Source organism: Mycobacterium sp. UM_CSW (genome assembly GCF_000455205.1).
In the GTDB taxonomy this organism is placed as follows: domain Bacteria; phylum Actinomycetota; class Actinomycetes; order Mycobacteriales; family Mycobacteriaceae; genus Mycobacterium.
In genome coordinates this window covers 1-15,151 of sequence record NZ_AUWQ01000120.1, presented here as the reverse complement: position 1 = coordinate 15,151, position 15,151 = coordinate 1, and the positions used below count along the sequence as shown (strand labels likewise).

Here is a 15,151-nt window from a genome sequence, read left to right as displayed (position 1 = left end):
CTTCACACCGAAAGCCGTCAGTTCACACTCGATGTCGCCAGCGCCTCGCGGACCCGGCGGATGATGTTGGCGGGGCGGTCCTCCGCGACGACCCTAACGACGATCCAGCCCATGCGCTCCAGCATTTCCAGCCGCCGAATGTCTTTGATGTATTGCCGACGATCGGTTCGGTGTTGGTCGCCGTCGTATTCGACCGCGACCAGGTATTCTTCCCAGCCGAGGTCAAGATAGGCGACGGGAATGCCGTCCACGCCGAGCACCGGTATCTGGGTCTGCGGCCGTGGCAGCCCGGCATCGATGAGCAGCAGCCGCAGGTAGCTCTCCCTGGGTGACGCGGAGCCCGGGTCGACCAGCTCCAGCGCGGGCTCCAGTCGCCGCAACCCGGGCGCGTGGGGATGGCACTTCGCGATGCGCAGCACGTCCTCGGTCTTGAAACCCGTTGCGCGCGCGAGCGCGTCGAGCCGGACGACCGCCGAGCGGATGGCGCCGCGCCGGCCGATGTCGAAGGCGGTGCGCTCGGGTGTGGTGACGGTGCGCCCGTCCATCACCTGTGTCTCGCCCTCGAGCAGCGCATCGCGCCGGGTCAGCACGCCGAGGGGCGGACGGGTGTTGGCGTGATTGAGCTCGATCGGAACATTGTCGGGGATCCACTTGGATCCGTGCAGCGCCGCGGCGGCCGCGCCCACGATCGTCGCCCTGCGTCGCGACCACAGCCAGGCCGCGGCGATCCTCTGCTCGAGGGACGGCTCGGCGCCGTTGTGTAGGTAGACGTTCGGAAAGACCGCGCTGTAGCGCGTGCGCAGTTGATGCCGGTTCAACGCCCCGGAAGCCAGTGCCTCGCTGCCGATGAACGGTTTTCCCAATTCCATGTCGGAACGGTCGCACTCCGACGGGTGACCGCGTTTACAGCTATCCACAGGGCGGCTGAGTGTGAACTGGTGGCTTTTCGTGTGCGTACAGGGCGGGAAAATCGCCCGAATCCCGCCGCCAGCTCACACGCAAGGCCGTGGGCACACACACAGCGCAGACATAGGTTCGTATCGCACAGTTATGGACATGCCGGGGCAGTCCACGCGGTGGATCACCACGGCCCGCGCGCTGCGTCGGGCCGGGTTCGGGGTGACCGGGCCCGAGGTCGACGCGGTGGCCACCCGCGACTGGCCGGAATACGTCGACACCATCCTGGCCACCGACCCCAACGCCGACCCCGGCGCCGTGGCCACCCCGATGCCCAGCCTGGAGGCGCCGCGCGCGCCCGGCAAGGGCGCGCCGCAGGCTTCCCGCAAGCAATACAACGCCGCATTGTCCGAGCAGCAGCGCGTGTTGTCGGACTGGTGGCTGAGCCGCATGGTCGCCGTCGGACAGCCGGTCCACGAGAAGCTAACCCTGTTGTGGCACAACCACTTCGCCACCTCCGCGCAGAAGGTCCGGGTGGCCGCGTACATGGCCGCGCAAAACCAGAAGCTGCGCACCGGGGCGCTCGGCGATTTCCGCAAGCTGGCCTACGCGATGCTGACCGACGCCGCGATGCTGCGCTGGCTCGACGGGCAGACCAACACGGCCAAGGCCCCCAACGAGAACCTGGCCCGCGAGTTCATGGAGCTGTTCGCGCTCGGCCACGGCAACGGCTACACCGAGGACGACGTGCGGGCCGGGGCGCGGGCGCTGACCGGATGGGTGATCGGCGCCGACGGCCAAACCGCGGTGTTGCCCAAACGCCATGACCCGACGGCCAAGACGCTGTTCGGGTCCACTCGCGACTTCGACGCCGCGGCGTTCTGCGACGCCGTGCTGGCCCAGCCCAAATCGGCCGAATACGTCGCGGGGCGCCTGTGGCAGCAGCTGGCCTCCGACGACCCGCCGTCACCGCAGGCGCTCGACCGCCTGGTCGCCACGTACGGCCCGGGACGCGACCTGCGGGCGCTGACCCGCGCGATCCTGACCGACGGCGAGTTCACCGGCGCGCGGTCCACGCGAGTCAACACCCCGGTCGAATGGCTCGTCGGCGTGCTGCGTACACTGCGCGTGCCCATCGACAACCCTGCGCAGCGCAAGCTCGCCGACGCCACCCTGCGGGCGCTGGGCCAGCGCCCGTTCTACCCGCCGAGCGTCGGCGGCTGGCCCCGCGGGCAGGTGTGGCTGTCCACCGCCAGCGCGGGGGCGCGCCTGCGGGCCGCGACGCAGTTGGCGCACGCGGGCGACCTCTCGAGCGTCGAAGACGCCGCCCCCCGCGACCGCATCGACGCGGTCGGTTACCTGATCGGCGTCGGCGACTGGTCGGACCGGACCGCCGACGCGCTGGCGCCGCTGGTGCGCACCCCACCGCAGTTGGTCGCCGCCGCGGTCAACACGCCCGAATACCTGACGTCCTGAGCATGCCCGAGATCAATCGCCGCAAATTCCTGATCGCCAGCGCGGGCGTCGGCGCGGCCGGCCTGCTCTCGACGGCGGTGGCCGTCGAATGGCCCGACCTGATGCGGGCGGCCCGCGACCGGCCGCTGCCCGAGGGCGCCGGCGTGCTGGTGCTCATCACCCTGTACGGCGGCAACGACGGCATCAACACGCTGATCCCGTACGGCGACAACGCATATCACGACGCGCGCCCGGAGCTCGCCTACACCCCGGGCGACGTGATCCACCTCGACGAGCGGCTCGGGCTCAACCCGGCGATGAAGGGGCTGGCCCAACTGTGGGGCCAACGCCGGCTCGCCATCGTGCGCGGCGTCGGCTACCCCAAGCCCGACCACAGCCACTTCCGCGCCATGGACATCTGGCAGACGGCGTCGCCAACCGAACCGGTCTCGACCGGCTGGATCGGCCGCTGGCTCGACGCCACCGGCGACGACCCGCTACGCGCGGTCAACGTCGGTCCCGTGCTACCGCCGCTGGCGGTCGGCGAAAAATGCACGGCGGCAGCGCTTTCGCCGGGCGGGGCGGCCGGCAAGGCCCAGCAATTCGACGGCATCATGGCCGCGCTCGGTGCCGACGATCCCGACGACACCCCGGCGATGGCCGCCGTGCGCAAGGCGTACCGCGCCGCGCGGACCGCCAACAGCGCGTTCGAATCGGTCAAACCCGCTGCCAAGGGCCGCAATTCGCTCGCCGCGCAGCTCGACGTTGTCGCCGGCGCGGTGAAAGCCCGCGTCCCGACGCGGGTCTACACGGTGCAACTGGGCGGCTTCGACACCCACGCCGACGAACGCGAAACCCAGCAGCGCCTCTTGCAGACCTTCGACGAGGCGGTCGCGCCCTTCCTGCAGCAGGTGGGCGATCCGAACGTGGTCGTGATGGCGTACTCGGAGTTCGGCCGCCGCGTCCACGCCAACGCCTCGCAGGGCACCGACCACGGCACCGCCGGTCCGGTCTTCGTCGCGGGGGCGCGCGGCGGACCCGTTAAAGGCGGGTTCTACGGCGAGGAACCCAGCCTCACCGACCTCGACAACGGGGACCTGAAGTACACCACGGACTTTCGCGACGTCTACCACGAACTGCTGGACCGAACCGTCGGGACCGATCCCACACCCTCGGTCGGGGCCGGACGAAAGAGCCTGGGGTTCCTAACCGCTTAGCGCGCGCACGCAGTCGCGGGCGATGGCCAGTTCTTCGTTGGTCGGTATCACCAGCACGGCGATCGGCGACGATTCCGTGGAGATCTGCCGCGCGCCTCGGCCCCCGCTGAGGTTGCGGCGCTCGTCCAGCACCACGCCCAGCTCCTCCAGGCCCGCCACGGCATCGCGACGCACGGCGGGGTCGTTCTCGCCGATCCCGGCGGTGAAGCTGATGACATCGGTGTGCCCCAGCACCGCCAGGTAGGCACCGATGTACTTGCGCAACCGGTGAATGAACACGCTGTAGGCCAATTGCGCTGCGCCGTCGCCGGATTCGATCATGGACCGCAGCCGCCGGAAGTCCCGCTCGCCGGCCAGCCCGAGAACCCCGGACCGCTCGTTGAGCATGGCCTCGACCTCGTCGACGCCCATCTGGGCCCGGTGCCACAGGTAGCTGACGATGCTGGGGTCGATGTCGCCGCTGCGGGTGCCCATCACCAGGCCCTCCAGCGGGGTCAGGCCCATCGAGGTGTCGATCGGCCGGGTGCCGGCGATGGCCGACGCCGAGGAACCGTTACCCAGATGCAGCACAATCTGTTTCAGGCCCCCGAGCGGCCTGTCCAGGAACGCCGCGGCCTGTTCGCTGACGTAGCGGTGCGACGTGCCGTGGAACCCGTAGCGGCGGATCTGCCACCGCTCGGCCACCTCGCGGTCGATGGCGTAGGTCGCCGCGGCCGGAGGCATGTCGTGGAAGAACGCCGTGTCGAACACCGCGACGTGGGGAAAGCCGGGCAGCAGCTTGCGCGCCACCTCGATTCCCGTGAGCGCGGGCGGATTGTGCAGCGGGGCCAGTTCGGACAGCTTGCCCAGCGCGGCGATCCGCGCGTCGTCCATCAGCGTCGGCCGGTAGAACTCGTTGCCACCGTGCACCACCCGGTGCCCGACCGCCAGCAGCCCGCAGGTCCGCAGGTCGATGCCGTCCCCGGCCAGGGTGTCGAAGGCGCGATGCAGCGCGGCCTCGTGGTCGGGAACCCCGGAGCCGTCCTCGCCGATCCGCTCGATGTGGCCCGACGCCCGCGCCGTGCCCGAATCCGGTTCCACCAGTTGGTATTTCAGGGACGAGGAGCCGGAGTTGATCACCAGCACGAGGCGGCCCGTGTCAGCCATGGACGGCCTGCGCCTGGATCGCGGTGATCGCCACGGTGTTCACGATGTCTTCGACCAGCGCGCCGCGGGACAGGTCGTTGACGGGCTTGCGCAGCCCCTGCAGCACCGGACCGATCGCGATGGCCCCGGCGCTGCGCTGCACCGCCTTGTAGGTGTTGTTGCCGGTGTTGAGGTCCGGAAAGATCAGCACCGTGGCGTGCCCGGCCACCGGCGAATCCCGCAGCTTGGTGGCCGCGACCGACGGCTCGATCGCGGCGTCGTACTGGATGGGCCCCTCGACCAGCAGCTTCGGATCCCGCTGACGCACCAAATCCGTTGCCGTCCTGACCTTGTCAACGTCCGCGCCGCTGCCGGAGTCGCCGGTCGAGTACGACAGCATCGCCACCCTCGGCTCAATGCCGAACTGCGCGGCGGTGCGGGCGGAGCTGATCGCGATGTCGGCGAGCTGCTCGGAGGTCGGGTTCGGGATGATCGCGCAGTCGCCGTACACCAGGACGCGGTCGGGCAGGCACATGAAGAAGACGCTGGAGACCGTGGAGACGTCCGGAACCGTCTTGATGATCTCGAACGCCGGCCGGACGGTGTGCGCGGTGGTGTGAGCGGCGCCCGACACCATGCCGTCGACGGCGCCGTTATGCACCAGCATGGTGCCGAAATATGTTGCGTCGCGCATGATCTCGCGGGCATGCTCGGCGGTGATGCCCTTCGCCTTGCGCAGCTCCGCGTACTGGTCAGCGAACTGACCAAGCAGCTCGCTCGCCAGCGGGTCGATCACCTGCGCGCCGTCGAGGTTCACTCCAAGTTCTGCTGAGCGCAGCCGGATTCGGGCCTCGTCGCCCAGGATGGTCAGGTCGGCGACGCCGCGCTGCAGCAGGCGGCCGGCGGAGCGCAGGATGCGGTCGTCGTCGCCCTCGGGCAGCACGATGTGCCTGCGGTCCGCCCGGGCCCGCAGCCGCAATTGGTAGGTGAACATCTGCGGGGTGATCACGGTCGGCACCGAAATCGTTAGCTGGGTAAGCAGATCCGCGATGTCGACGTGGCGGTCCATCAACTCGAGCGCGGTGTCGATCTTGCGCTGCGACATCGCGGTGACCCGGCCACGGGCCGAGGCGGCCGCGCTGGCCGTGTCGTAGGTGCCCAGCGCGGTCGCGATGATCGGCAGCCGCAGCCGCAGGCCGGAGACCAGCGCCGCGATGGACGGGTGGAGCTCGAACCCGCCGTTGAGCACCAGGCACGACAGCGACGGAAACCCTTCCGCCGCATGGGCACTAGCCACGGCGAGCACCACGTCGGAGCGGTCGCCCGGGGTGATGACCGCCATGCCGTCGCGCAGCCTTTCCAGCACGTGATCGGCGGTCATCCCGGCGACCAGCACGTCGGTGACCTCGCGCTCGCGCAGCGACGCCTCGCCACTGACCGGCGTCCCGCTCACCGCTCGCTCCAGTTCGGCCACCGTCGGCGCGCACAGCAGCGGCGCCTCGGGCAGCACGTAGCTGCGCTGGGTGAACGCGCACAACGCTTCCGCTACCTGCGCCAGGTCCGTCGGATCGCACCGGTTGGCCACCACCGCCGCGGTGTGGGCGTGCTGGGCGGCGAGCTCGGCGAGACACACCTCGACGACGCCGGCAATCTCCGTCGGGGTCCGGCCCTTTCCGCTGACCGCCAGCAGCACCGGCGCCCCGAGGTTGGCCGCGATGCGCGCGTTGACGGAGAGCTCGGCGGGCCGCGTCACGTCGGTGTAGTCGCTCCCGACGATCACCACCACATCGCAGGACTGGGCCATCGCGTGATAGGAGTCGACAATGCCGGCGATCGCGGCGTCGCTGTCGGCGTGCAGCTGCTGGTAGGTCACGCCGACGCACTGCTCGTAGGACAGGCCGGCGGTGGTGTGCTCGAGCAGCAGCTCGAGGATGTAGTCGCGGTCCTCGCCGAGGCGGGTGATGGGGCGGAACACGCCGACCCTGGCGACGGTCGCGGTCAGCCGGTGCAGCAGCCCCAGCGCGATCGTCGACTTGCCGGTCTCCGGCTCGGGCGCGGCGATGTAGATGGCCTTCGAAGAAGGCCCGGTTTCAGCCAAGTCGGCGCAGCCTGGGGGCCAGGTCCTTTTCGAAGAGGTCCAGGAACCGGCGCTGGTCGTGACCCGGCGCGTGGAACACCAGATGGTTGAGGCCCCAGTCGACGTAGTCCTTGACCTTGGCGACCGCCTCGTCGGGGTCCGACGCCACGATCCAGCGCTTGGCGACCTGCTCGATCGGCAGCGCGTCGGCGGCCTTCTCCATCTCGATCGGGTCGTCGATGCTGTGCTTCTGCTCGGCCGTCAGCGACAGCGGCGCCCAGAACCGGGTGTTCTCCAGCGCCAGGTCGGGGTCCGGGTCGTAGGAGATCTTGATCTCGATCATCTTGTCGATGTCGTCGACGTTGCGGTCGGCGGCCGCGGCGCCCTCCTGCACGGCCGGGATCAGCTTGTCCTTGTAGAGCTCCTCGCCCTTGCCGGAGGTGCAGATGAACCCATCGCCGGCCCGTCCCGCGTACTTTGCCACCGCCGGTCCGCCGGCGGCGACGTAGATGGGGACTCCGCCCTCGGGCACGTCGTAGATCGAGGCGCCCTTGAGCCGGTAGTACTCGCCGTCGAAGTCGACGCGGTCGCCGCGCCACAGCTCCCGCATCAACCGCACCGACTCGCGCAGCCGGGCGAAGCGCTCCTTGAACTCCGGCCAGTCGCCCTCGTATCCGGTGGCGATCTCGTTCAGCGCCTCGCCGGTGCCGACCCCGAGGAAGACGCGGTCGGGGTAAAGGCAGGCCATGGTGGCGAAGGCCTGGGCGATGACGGCGGGGTTGTAGCGGAAGGTCGGGGTGAGCACCGAGGTGCCCAGGACGATCCGCTTGGTGCGTTCGCCGACGGCGGTCATCCAGGCCAGCGAGAACGGTGCGTGCCCGCCCTCGTGCCGCCACGGCTGGAAATGGTCACTGACGGTTGCGCTGTCCATGCCGTGACCTTCGGCGGCGACAGCGAGTTCGACGAGCTCACGCGGTGCGAATTGTTCGGCGGACGCCTTGTATCCAAGTTTGAGTTCAGCCACGGGTTATTTCTACTCCTCCCCGGGCTCCTAGACTCGCCTGCATGGCCGACCAGTCCAAGGCGCCGACCCTCGTCCAAGTCACCGACACGGTGTACCTCGCCCAGGGCCCGGCGGTTAACTGGACGCTGGTGGTCGACGGGACGGGCGTGATGCTGATCGACGCCGGCTATCCCGGGGACCGCGAGGACGTGCTGGCCTCGCTGCGCCAGCTGGGCTACGGCCCGGAAGACGTGCGCGCAATCCTGCTGACGCACGCGCACATCGACCACCTGGGCTCGGCGATCCGGTTCGCCGCCGAGCACGGCACCCCGGTGTACTGCCACGCCGACGAGGTGGGTCACGCCAAGCGGGAGTACCTGGAACAGGTCTCGGTTTTCGATGTGGCGCTGCGCATTTGGCGGCCGCGCTGGGCGGTGTGGGGTCTGCACGTGGTGCGCAGCGGCGGGCTGATCCGCGACGGCATCCCCTCGACGCAGCCGCTGACCGCGGAGGTGGCAGCCACGCTGCCGGGCCACCCGATGGCCGTCGCCACACCGGGGCACACCAGCGGGCACTGCTCGTATGTCGTCGACGGCGTGCTGGCCAGCGGCGACGCGCTGATCACCGGCCACCCGCTGCTGCGGCATCGCGGCCCGCAGCTGCTACCGGCGGTGTTCAGCCACAGCCAGGCGAACTGCCTGCGCAGCCTGAATGCGCTGGCCCTGTTGAACACCGAGGCGCTGCTGCCCGGTCACGGCGACGTGTGGCACGGCCCCATCCGCGAGGCGACGGAAGCTGCGCTGAAGCGGGCGCAATGACGCAGACCCGCGTCGTCCGGCGCATCCGCGCCTCGCCGGAGGCGGTGTACCGGGCGCTCGTCGACGCGGACGCCGTTGCGGCGTGGCGGGTCCCCGACGGCATGAGCGCGGTCGTGCACGAATTCGACGCCCGCGTCGGGGGCCGGTTCCGGATGTCGCTGACGTACGAATCGCCCGACCGGCGGGGCAAGACCGCCGCGGCCACCGACACCTACCACGGTCGGTTCGTCGAGCTGGTGCGCGACGAGCGGGTGGTCGAGGAGCTTGAGTTCGAGACCGCCGATCCGGCCCTGGGCGGGCTGATGCGGATCACCACGACCCTGGCCGGGGCCGACGGCGGCACCGACGTGGCGATGCTGCATCAGGGCCTCCCGGCCGGAGTTTCCCCGCAGGACAACGAGCTGGGCACCCGGATGGCGCTGGACAAGCTCGCCGCGCTGGTCGAGTCGCACTAGCCGCTAACCCGCGAAGTCGCCCAGCCCCAGGTGTTCTCGCAGCGTCTCGCCGGAGTACTCGGTGCGGAACGCGCCGCGCTGCTGCAGCACCGGCACCACCCGGTCGACGAACTCGTCGAGGCCGTGCGGCGTCAGGTGCGGTACCAGGATGAAGCCGTCGCACGCGTCGGCCTGGATGTAGGTGTCGATCTCGTCGGCGATTCGCGTTGGCGTGCCGACGAACTGCTGGCGGCTGGTGACCGCGATGACCAGCTCGCGGATCGAGAGGTTCTCGGCTAAAGCGCGTTCGCGCCAAGCGCGGGCGACGGCGACGGGGTCGCCGTGCCGCACCCGGCCCTGGGTGATGGCGCTGTCGACCACCGGGTCGAAGTCGGGCAGCGGGCCGTCCGGGTCGTGGTCGGATAGCTCGCGGCCCCACACCTGCTCGAGCATCGCGATCGCCGTCGCGCCGCTGACCTGTTGGTAGCGGATGTGCCGCGCCCGGTCCTGCGCCTCGGCATCGGTGTCGCCGATGACGAACGTCGCCGCGGGAAAGACCTTGAGCCGGTTGGGATCCCTGCCGTAGGCCGCGGCGCGGCCCTTGACGTCGGCGTAGTAGCGCTGCCCGTCCTGCAGCGACGAGTGCAGCGTGAACAGGGCGTCGGCGTTGCGGGCGCCGAACGCGCGGCCGTCGGCGGAGTCGCCGGCCTGCAGCAATATCGGGTGCCCCTGCGGCCCCGCGGGCAGCGTGGCGAACCCGCGCACGTCGAACTGGGGGCCGCGGTGTTCGACGCTTCGGATCCGGTCGGGATCGGCATAGGCCCCCGCCCCGACGTCGGCCAGCACGGCGTCGGCCTGCCAGCTGTCCCAGAACTGGCGGGCCACGGCGAGGAACTCCTCGGCCCGCGAGTATCGATCGGCGTGGTCCAGGAAACCGCCGCGGCGGAAGTTGGCGCCGGTGAAGGCGTCCGACGAGGTCACCATGTTCCAGCCGGCGCGGCCGCCGGAGAGGTGGTCGAGCGAGGCGAATTGCCTTGCCACCTCGAAGGGTTCGTTGAAGGTGGTGTTGATGGTTCCGGTCAGCCCGATCCGGTCGGTGACGCCGGCGAGCGCGGCCAGCACGGTGAAGGTGTCCGGGCGGCCGACCACGTCCAGGTCGTAGATGCGACCGCGGTGCTCCCGCAGCCGCAGCCCCTCGGCGAGGAAGAAGAAGTCGAACAACCCGCGTTCGGCGGTGCGGGCCAGGTGCACGAACGACTCGAACTCGATCTGGCTGCCCGAACTCGGGTCGGTCCACACCGTGGTGTTGTTGACGCCCGGGAAGTGGGCGGCCAGGTGAATCGGCTTGCGCTGCTTGCCCTCCCGCACGCTCATCCGCTGATCCCCCACCGCTTGGCGATCAGTTCGTGCGAGCGCAACCGGTCGGAGTGCCGGTGGGTGACGGAGGTGACGACGAGTTCGTCCGCACCGGTGACGCGTTGCAGCGCGGACAGCCGCTCGGCGACCTCGTCCGGATCGCCGACGAACTGCGTTTCCAGCCGGTCTTTCACCACCGGCAGCTGCTCCTCGGTGAGCGGGGGGCAGTCGTCGGGATCGGGATAGGGCACGGCGCCGACCCCCGTCCGGATGGAAAAGACCCAATGCCCGTAGCTGGACGCCAGATGCCTTGCGGCGGCGGTGTCGTCGGCCACCACGATGTCGGCCGACACCACGACGTAGGGCCGCTCGAAGGCGGCCGACGGAACGAAGGCGGCCCGGTAGGCCTCGATCGCCTCCAGCGCCGTCGCCGGGGTGATGTGGTAGCTGGCGACGAACGGCAAACCTCGCGCACCGGCGAGCTTGGCGCTTTCACCCCGGGTGCTGCCAAAGATCCACGGGGTCAACCCGGATCGCTCACCCGGCACCGCGTGCACGTCGAAACCCTCGACCTCGTAGGTGCCGTCCAGCATCGCGATGATGTCGGCGAGTTGCTCGGCGAAGCCGGGCGCCACCGCCCCGGGCTGTTGCAGGATTCCCATGGTCGCCTGCACCCGTTCCTTGTCGAGGAGCCCGCGGAGGTCGAACGGCAGCGGGACCACCACGCCGTCGACCTCGTGCCACTGCCGCGGCGGGCGGGACTTGGCCGACGGCGACTTCGGCTTGAACCCGGTGTCGCGTCGCTGTCCCCGTCCGACGCCCAGGTCGATGCGGCCCGGATAGAAGGCCTCGAGCATCCCGAAGCTCTCGACCACCGCGACCGGCGTGGTGTACCCGAGCTGAATGGCGGCCGATCCGACCCGAATGCTGTTGGTGGCGGCCGCGATCTGGCCGATCAGCACGGCCGTCGCCGAGCTGGCCACGCCGACGAAGTGGTGTTCGGCGAGCCAGTACCGGCGGTAGCCCCACCGCTCGGCGCGCTGGGCCAGGTCGATGGTGTTGCGCAGGGCGGTCGCGGCGTCGCTGCCCGCGCTGATCGGGGCCAGGTCCAGGATCGACAGCGGCACCGGCGTCATCGGTGCACCGCCGCATAGCGATTGGGCGCCACGGACAGGCCGAGGCGCGCACGCAGGGTTTCATCCTCGCGGTAACCGGTGCGGAAAAACCCGGCCCGCTGCAGCAGCGGCACCACCTCGTCGACGATCACCGGCAGGTCGGTCGCGTTGACCGCGGGGCGCAGGCGCGCGCCGTCGACGCCCAGCCGCTGCCAATCCAGCAGTAGCTCAACCAATTCCGTTGCGCCCCCGGTGAACACGAGCGCGTCGGAGCGGAAGTCGGCCGCGCGGTTGAACGAAACCACCACGTCGGCAAGGACTTTCAGGTGGGTGCCGCCCGGCGCGCGCACCTCCGCGATGATGCGTTGCACCGACTCGCCGTCGGTGGGGGTGACGAAGACGACGTCTGCGGCGGACGCGGCGAACTCGTACGCGGGGCCGACATGCGCCAGCGCGGCCACCACGGGCTGTCCCTGGAGTGGGCGCGGCGTGATCGAAGGCCCCTTGACGGAGAAGTACTTTCCGGTGAAGTCGATGTAGTGCAGCTTATCCACGTCGACGTAGCGCCCGGTGCTCACGTCGCGGATGATGGCGTCGTCCTCCCAGCTGTCCCATAGCCGGCGGACCACGTCGACGTACTCGACGGCCTCGTCGAAGAGGGGGACCTCGGACACGTCCCGGCGGCCGAACAGCGCCGCCTCGTGCGCGGTGGCGCTCACCCGCGGCTGCCAGCCGGCCCGCCCGTGCGACACAAAGTCAAGCGTGGCAATGGATTTGGAGACGTGAAAAGGCTCGGTATGGGTGACCGTGGCCACGGGGATCAGCCCGATGTGTCGCGTGGCGGGGGCGATGCGGGCCGCGACCAGCACGGCGTCGGCGCGGCCGGTGAGCCGGTCCGGATGGATCCGGGAGCTTCGCCCGATCTGCGGCATCAAACTGTCGTCAATGGTGAGGAAGTCCAGCAGCCCGCGCTCCGCCGTGGCCGCCAAGTCGGCCCAGTAAGGACCGCCGAGCACCGACGGCGTCTCCGGGTCGGCGGCGAGGGTGACCTGCCACGCGTGCGGGTCCCAGCCGTATCCGTCGAGCGCGACGCCCAGGTGAAATTGACCCGTCATGGCAGCCACTTCTCGAAGGCGATCGGCCGGAACGGTCCCCAGTCGGGCAGCGGCTCGGCGGGGGCGATGCGTGTGTACCCAGTCGCGTCGTACAGCGCCTCGGCCTCGGGCTGGCGATTGCCGGTGATCAAATACAGCCGCCGGTAACCCCGCGCGGCGGTCTCCTCCTCCAGCGCCGCCAGCAGCGCCCGCGCATACCCGCGGCGCCGATGGGCGCTGTCGGTCCAGATCCGCTTGAGCTCGGCGGTGTCGGCGTCGAAGCGCCGGAACGCCCCGCCGGTGACCGCCACGCCACCCACGACACCGATGAGCAAGCCGCCGTCAGGCGGCGCCAGCTCACAAGCCGGCACCGGCAGCCAGGCCAGGTGCCTGTCGGGCGTACCTCCGTAGCGCTCCGCGTACTCGACGGCCAGCTCGGCCAGCAGCGGCCGCGCCAAGGGATCGTCGTGGGTGGCCGCGACGAACTCGAGCCGGGTTGTGGGCGTCACGTATTCATCTAACGTTTCCGACGCGCGCCCATTCCACCCGGCGGCGGGTGCGCTCTATTGGCCGGGGGGCATCAGCACCGTGTCGATCATGTAAACCGTCGCGTTGGACGTGTGCACCCCACCGCAGACCAGGCCCGCGTTGTTCACCCTCAGGTCGTTGCCTTGGCCGGCCACGGTAAGGGGCGCGCCCTGCACCGTCGGGTGGACGCCGCCGATCACCGCCGGGCTGAGCTGCCCCTGGACGACGTGATACGTCAAGATGCTGGTCAGCAGCTGCGAGTCCGTCTTCAGCTTGTCGACGGTCCCCGCCGGCAGCCTGTCGAACGCGGCGTTGGTGGGCGCGAACACCGTGTACTGGCCGTTGTCGAGGGTCGAGACCAGGTTCACGTTCGGATTCAGCTTCCCCGACAGCGCCGCGGCCAGGGTCGTCAACATCGGGTTGTTCGACGCCGCCGTCGCCACCGGGTCGCGCGACATTCCCATCACGGATCCCGGACCACTCGGATTCTGCTTGGCATAGTCCGCGCAACCCGTCCCGATCAGGTCACTCGGGTTGTCAGCGGTGGCCGTAACCGTCGGCCCTGCGGCGACGGCGATGGCCGCAAGACCCGCCGCGGCAAGCGTTTTCGCGCAAGTGCTCATCATTGCGTTTCGACTCCTTCGTCTTCGGACGCCCACGGGCGCCGTCTTCGGCTTGAACACAAGTCATTCGGAGCGACGGCAGGCGCGGATGGAACTTCAGTGGCGCGGCACGAGCTAAACGCGCGATGCCGTGACATACCCGGGGAGCAGTTCCACGTGCTCCGGGCGGCCGCGCCACAATTCGGCCAACCCCAGGCCGTCGAACAACTCGACCACATTCCGCTTGGCCGTCTTCCAGCCGTGCGCCGCCAGATATTCGGGGACAAAACGGTATTCGCCCGGGTAGGTCAGGCTGGCCAGGTCGATGTCCAGGCCGCGCCGTCGCCAGCCGTCCACGAAGGCCTGCCGCGCCGCCTGCCGTTCCGGTGTCCAGCTGGCCATGTGATCGGCGGAGAAGCGGCTGCCGGGCGCGCTCGCCTCGGTGACGACCCGCAGCAACCGGTGCTGGCCGTCCGGCGGCAGGTAGCCGACGAGCAGTTGCTCGGCGATCCAGACCGTGGGCGTCGCGGCGTCGAAACCGGCCCTGCGCAGCGCCGCCAGCCAATCCTGGCGAAGGTCGACGCCGATCTCGCGGCGGTGCGCGCCCGGCCGCGCGTCCAGCCCCCGCAGCACCCCCGCCTTGAAATCGAGGACGTCCGGGCGATCGATCTCGTACACCGTCGTGCCCGGTGGCCACCACAGTCGGTACGGCCGGGTGTCCAGCCCCGATCCCAGGATCACCACCTGGCGAATGCCGGAGCGGCCGGCGTCCGCGAGAAACTCGTCGAGGAACCGTCCGTACGCGGCCTGGACGTGGATGAGCCCCGTCGTGATGGGGTGACCGCCGTCGTCGGTGGCGTATCGCTCGTCGTCGATGACCTGGGTGAAGTACGGCACGCCGGTGGCGCGCACCAGCGGCTCGGCGAACGGGTCCTCGAGGAGGCCCTTGTTCGTGGCCACGGCCCGGACGACGGCGTCGAACGTGGTGGTCAGGCCGTCGCCGGAGGCCGGGTTCCAGCTGGCGGGTGCCATGATCCGCTCAGGCGTTGGAGCGGCGCCGCAGGGCCACGCCCACGGCGGCCCGCCAGGCGAGCAACAGGACCGCGGTGACCGACGCGGCGACCACCACGAAGCTCGCCGCCACGCCCGCCGAGCTGGCTTTTCGCAGCAGCATGCCGATCGCGACGGTGGACAGCCAGACGATCACGCCGGTGGGGGCGACGGCGGTCGGTCGCCGCCAACCGCGGGAGAGCAGCCACCCGACGACGGTTCCGGCCAGAAACGGCCAGGCCGTGGTCGCGAGGCCGCCCAGGGTGAGCCCTTCGGCGTGGCTGCGGCGTCCGGCGGCGCAGAACACGAGCACAGCGACGACGTCGACGAACAGGTAGGCCATCCACCGGAGCCTCCGCATTCGTTTCTCCTATGTCAAG

The 15,151-nt window shown here is 70.1% G+C and carries 15 protein-coding genes; 4 read left to right on the top strand and 11 right to left on the bottom strand.

What is annotated here, in order from left to right; all coding sequences use genetic code 11:
* Positions 1-17: 17 nt before the first annotated feature.
* The gene (locus N415_RS27970; protein WP_068188830.1) at positions 18-869 is read right to left on the bottom strand and encodes a hypothetical protein; all 852 of its coding nucleotides are present in this window, start codon (positions 867-869) and stop codon (positions 18-20) included.
* A gap of 187 nt (positions 870-1,056) precedes the next feature.
* Between N415_RS27970 and N415_RS27965 the strand changes: the two genes are divergently transcribed.
* On the top strand, positions 1,057-2,373 hold the full coding sequence (locus N415_RS27965; protein WP_081665567.1) for a DUF1800 domain-containing protein: 1,317 nt from the start codon (positions 1,057-1,059) through the stop codon (positions 2,371-2,373).
* 2 nt (positions 2,374-2,375) lie between these two features.
* The gene (locus tag N415_RS27960) at positions 2,376-3,569 is read left to right on the top strand and encodes a DUF1501 domain-containing protein (RefSeq protein WP_068188826.1); all 1,194 of its coding nucleotides are present in this window, start codon (positions 2,376-2,378) and stop codon (positions 3,567-3,569) included.
* On the opposite strand, the gene N415_RS27955 is transcribed toward N415_RS27960, so the two are convergent.
* The 3 genes from N415_RS27955 to fgd are packed head-to-tail and all read right to left on the bottom strand — an operon-like array spanning position 3,558 to position 7,795.
* Positions 3,558-4,715 carry an acetate kinase gene (locus tag N415_RS27955; protein ID WP_068188823.1) on the bottom strand — a complete coding sequence of 386 codons (1,158 nt, stop codon included), beginning with the start codon at positions 4,713-4,715 and terminating at the stop codon, positions 3,558-3,560. The genes N415_RS27960 and N415_RS27955 overlap by 12 nt on opposite strands.
* Positions 4,708-6,792: a phosphate acetyltransferase gene (pta, locus tag N415_RS27950; RefSeq protein ID WP_068188821.1), complete on the bottom strand. Its 2,085-nt coding sequence runs from the start codon at positions 6,790-6,792 to the stop codon at positions 4,708-4,710. The genes N415_RS27955 and pta overlap by 8 nt, the downstream gene beginning before the upstream one ends.
* A complete protein-coding gene (fgd, locus tag N415_RS27945; protein WP_068188818.1) occupies positions 6,785-7,795 on the bottom strand; it encodes a glucose-6-phosphate dehydrogenase (coenzyme-F420) in 1,011 nt (336 codons plus the stop codon). The genes pta and fgd overlap by 8 nt, the downstream gene beginning before the upstream one ends.
* 41 nt (positions 7,796-7,836) lie before the next feature.
* Here fgd and N415_RS27940 point away from each other — a divergent pair, with 41 nt between their 5' ends.
* Both N415_RS27940 and N415_RS27935 read left to right on the top strand, forming a co-directional pair.
* The gene (locus N415_RS27940) at positions 7,837-8,592 is read left to right on the top strand and encodes an MBL fold metallo-hydrolase (RefSeq protein WP_068188816.1); all 756 of its coding nucleotides are present in this window, start codon (positions 7,837-7,839) and stop codon (positions 8,590-8,592) included.
* Entirely contained in the window at positions 8,589-9,047 is a 459-nt protein-coding gene (locus tag N415_RS27935; protein ID WP_068188815.1) for an SRPBCC domain-containing protein, read from the top strand. The genes N415_RS27940 and N415_RS27935 overlap by 4 nt, the downstream gene beginning before the upstream one ends.
* 3 nt (positions 9,048-9,050) lie before the next feature.
* On the opposite strand, the gene N415_RS27930 is transcribed toward N415_RS27935, so the two are convergent.
* The 7 genes from N415_RS27930 to N415_RS27900 form a co-directional block, all read right to left on the bottom strand.
* Positions 9,051-10,400, bottom strand: a complete 1,350-nt coding sequence (locus N415_RS27930; RefSeq protein WP_068188814.1) for an NtaA/DmoA family FMN-dependent monooxygenase — start codon at positions 10,398-10,400, stop codon at positions 9,051-9,053.
* Positions 10,397-11,518, bottom strand: a complete 1,122-nt coding sequence (locus N415_RS27925) for an LLM class flavin-dependent oxidoreductase (protein ID WP_068188813.1) — start codon at positions 11,516-11,518, stop codon at positions 10,397-10,399. Before N415_RS27925 ends, N415_RS27930 begins: the two co-directional genes overlap by 4 nt.
* Positions 11,515-12,612: an LLM class flavin-dependent oxidoreductase gene (locus N415_RS27920; protein WP_068188812.1), complete on the bottom strand. Its 1,098-nt coding sequence runs from the start codon at positions 12,610-12,612 to the stop codon at positions 11,515-11,517. The genes N415_RS27925 and N415_RS27920 overlap by 4 nt, the downstream gene beginning before the upstream one ends.
* Positions 12,609-13,100, bottom strand: coding sequence for a GNAT family N-acetyltransferase (locus N415_RS27915; RefSeq protein WP_068188809.1), 492 nt, complete (start codon positions 13,098-13,100; stop codon positions 12,609-12,611). Before N415_RS27915 ends, N415_RS27920 begins: the two co-directional genes overlap by 4 nt.
* A gap of 54 nt (positions 13,101-13,154) precedes the next feature.
* The gene (locus N415_RS27910; RefSeq protein WP_068188806.1) at positions 13,155-13,745 is read right to left on the bottom strand and encodes a fasciclin domain-containing protein; all 591 of its coding nucleotides are present in this window, start codon (positions 13,743-13,745) and stop codon (positions 13,155-13,157) included.
* A 111-nt stretch (positions 13,746-13,856) separates the two neighbouring features.
* Complete coding sequence (locus N415_RS27905; RefSeq protein WP_068188803.1) at positions 13,857-14,753, bottom strand: SAM-dependent methyltransferase; 897 nt, start codon at positions 14,751-14,753, stop codon at positions 13,857-13,859.
* Positions 14,754-14,760: 7 nt separating this feature from the next.
* Entirely contained in the window at positions 14,761-15,132 is a 372-nt protein-coding gene (locus N415_RS27900; protein ID WP_068188800.1) for a DUF3054 domain-containing protein, read from the bottom strand.
* Between the last annotated feature and the right edge of the window lie 19 nt (positions 15,133-15,151).

Coding starts and splice junctions, on each gene's coding strand:
- N415_RS27970 (WP_068188830.1), bottom strand. CDS start 869: ATGGAATTGGGAAAACCGTTCATCGGCAGCGAGGCACTGGCTTCCGGG.
- N415_RS27965 (WP_081665567.1), top strand. CDS start 1,057: ATGCCGGGGCAGTCCACGCGGTGGATCACCACGGCCCGCGCGCTGCGT.
- N415_RS27960 (WP_068188826.1), top strand. CDS start 2,376: ATGCCCGAGATCAATCGCCGCAAATTCCTGATCGCCAGCGCGGGCGTC.
- N415_RS27955 (WP_068188823.1), bottom strand. CDS start 4,715: ATGGCTGACACGGGCCGCCTCGTGCTGGTGATCAACTCCGGCTCCTCG.
- N415_RS27940 (WP_068188816.1), top strand. CDS start 7,837: ATGGCCGACCAGTCCAAGGCGCCGACCCTCGTCCAAGTCACCGACACG.
- N415_RS27935 (WP_068188815.1), top strand. CDS start 8,589: ATGACGCAGACCCGCGTCGTCCGGCGCATCCGCGCCTCGCCGGAGGCG.
- N415_RS27930 (WP_068188814.1), bottom strand. CDS start 10,400: ATGAGCGTGCGGGAGGGCAAGCAGCGCAAGCCGATTCACCTGGCCGCC.
- N415_RS27925 (WP_068188813.1), bottom strand. CDS start 11,518: ATGACGCCGGTGCCGCTGTCGATCCTGGACCTGGCCCCGATCAGCGCG.
- N415_RS27920 (WP_068188812.1), bottom strand. CDS start 12,612: ATGACGGGTCAATTTCACCTGGGCGTCGCGCTCGACGGATACGGCTGG.
- N415_RS27910 (WP_068188806.1), bottom strand. CDS start 13,745: ATGATGAGCACTTGCGCGAAAACGCTTGCCGCGGCGGGTCTTGCGGCC.
- N415_RS27905 (WP_068188803.1), bottom strand. CDS start 14,753: ATGGCACCCGCCAGCTGGAACCCGGCCTCCGGCGACGGCCTGACCACC.
- N415_RS27900 (WP_068188800.1), bottom strand. CDS start 15,132: ATGCGGAGGCTCCGGTGGATGGCCTACCTGTTCGTCGACGTCGTCGCT.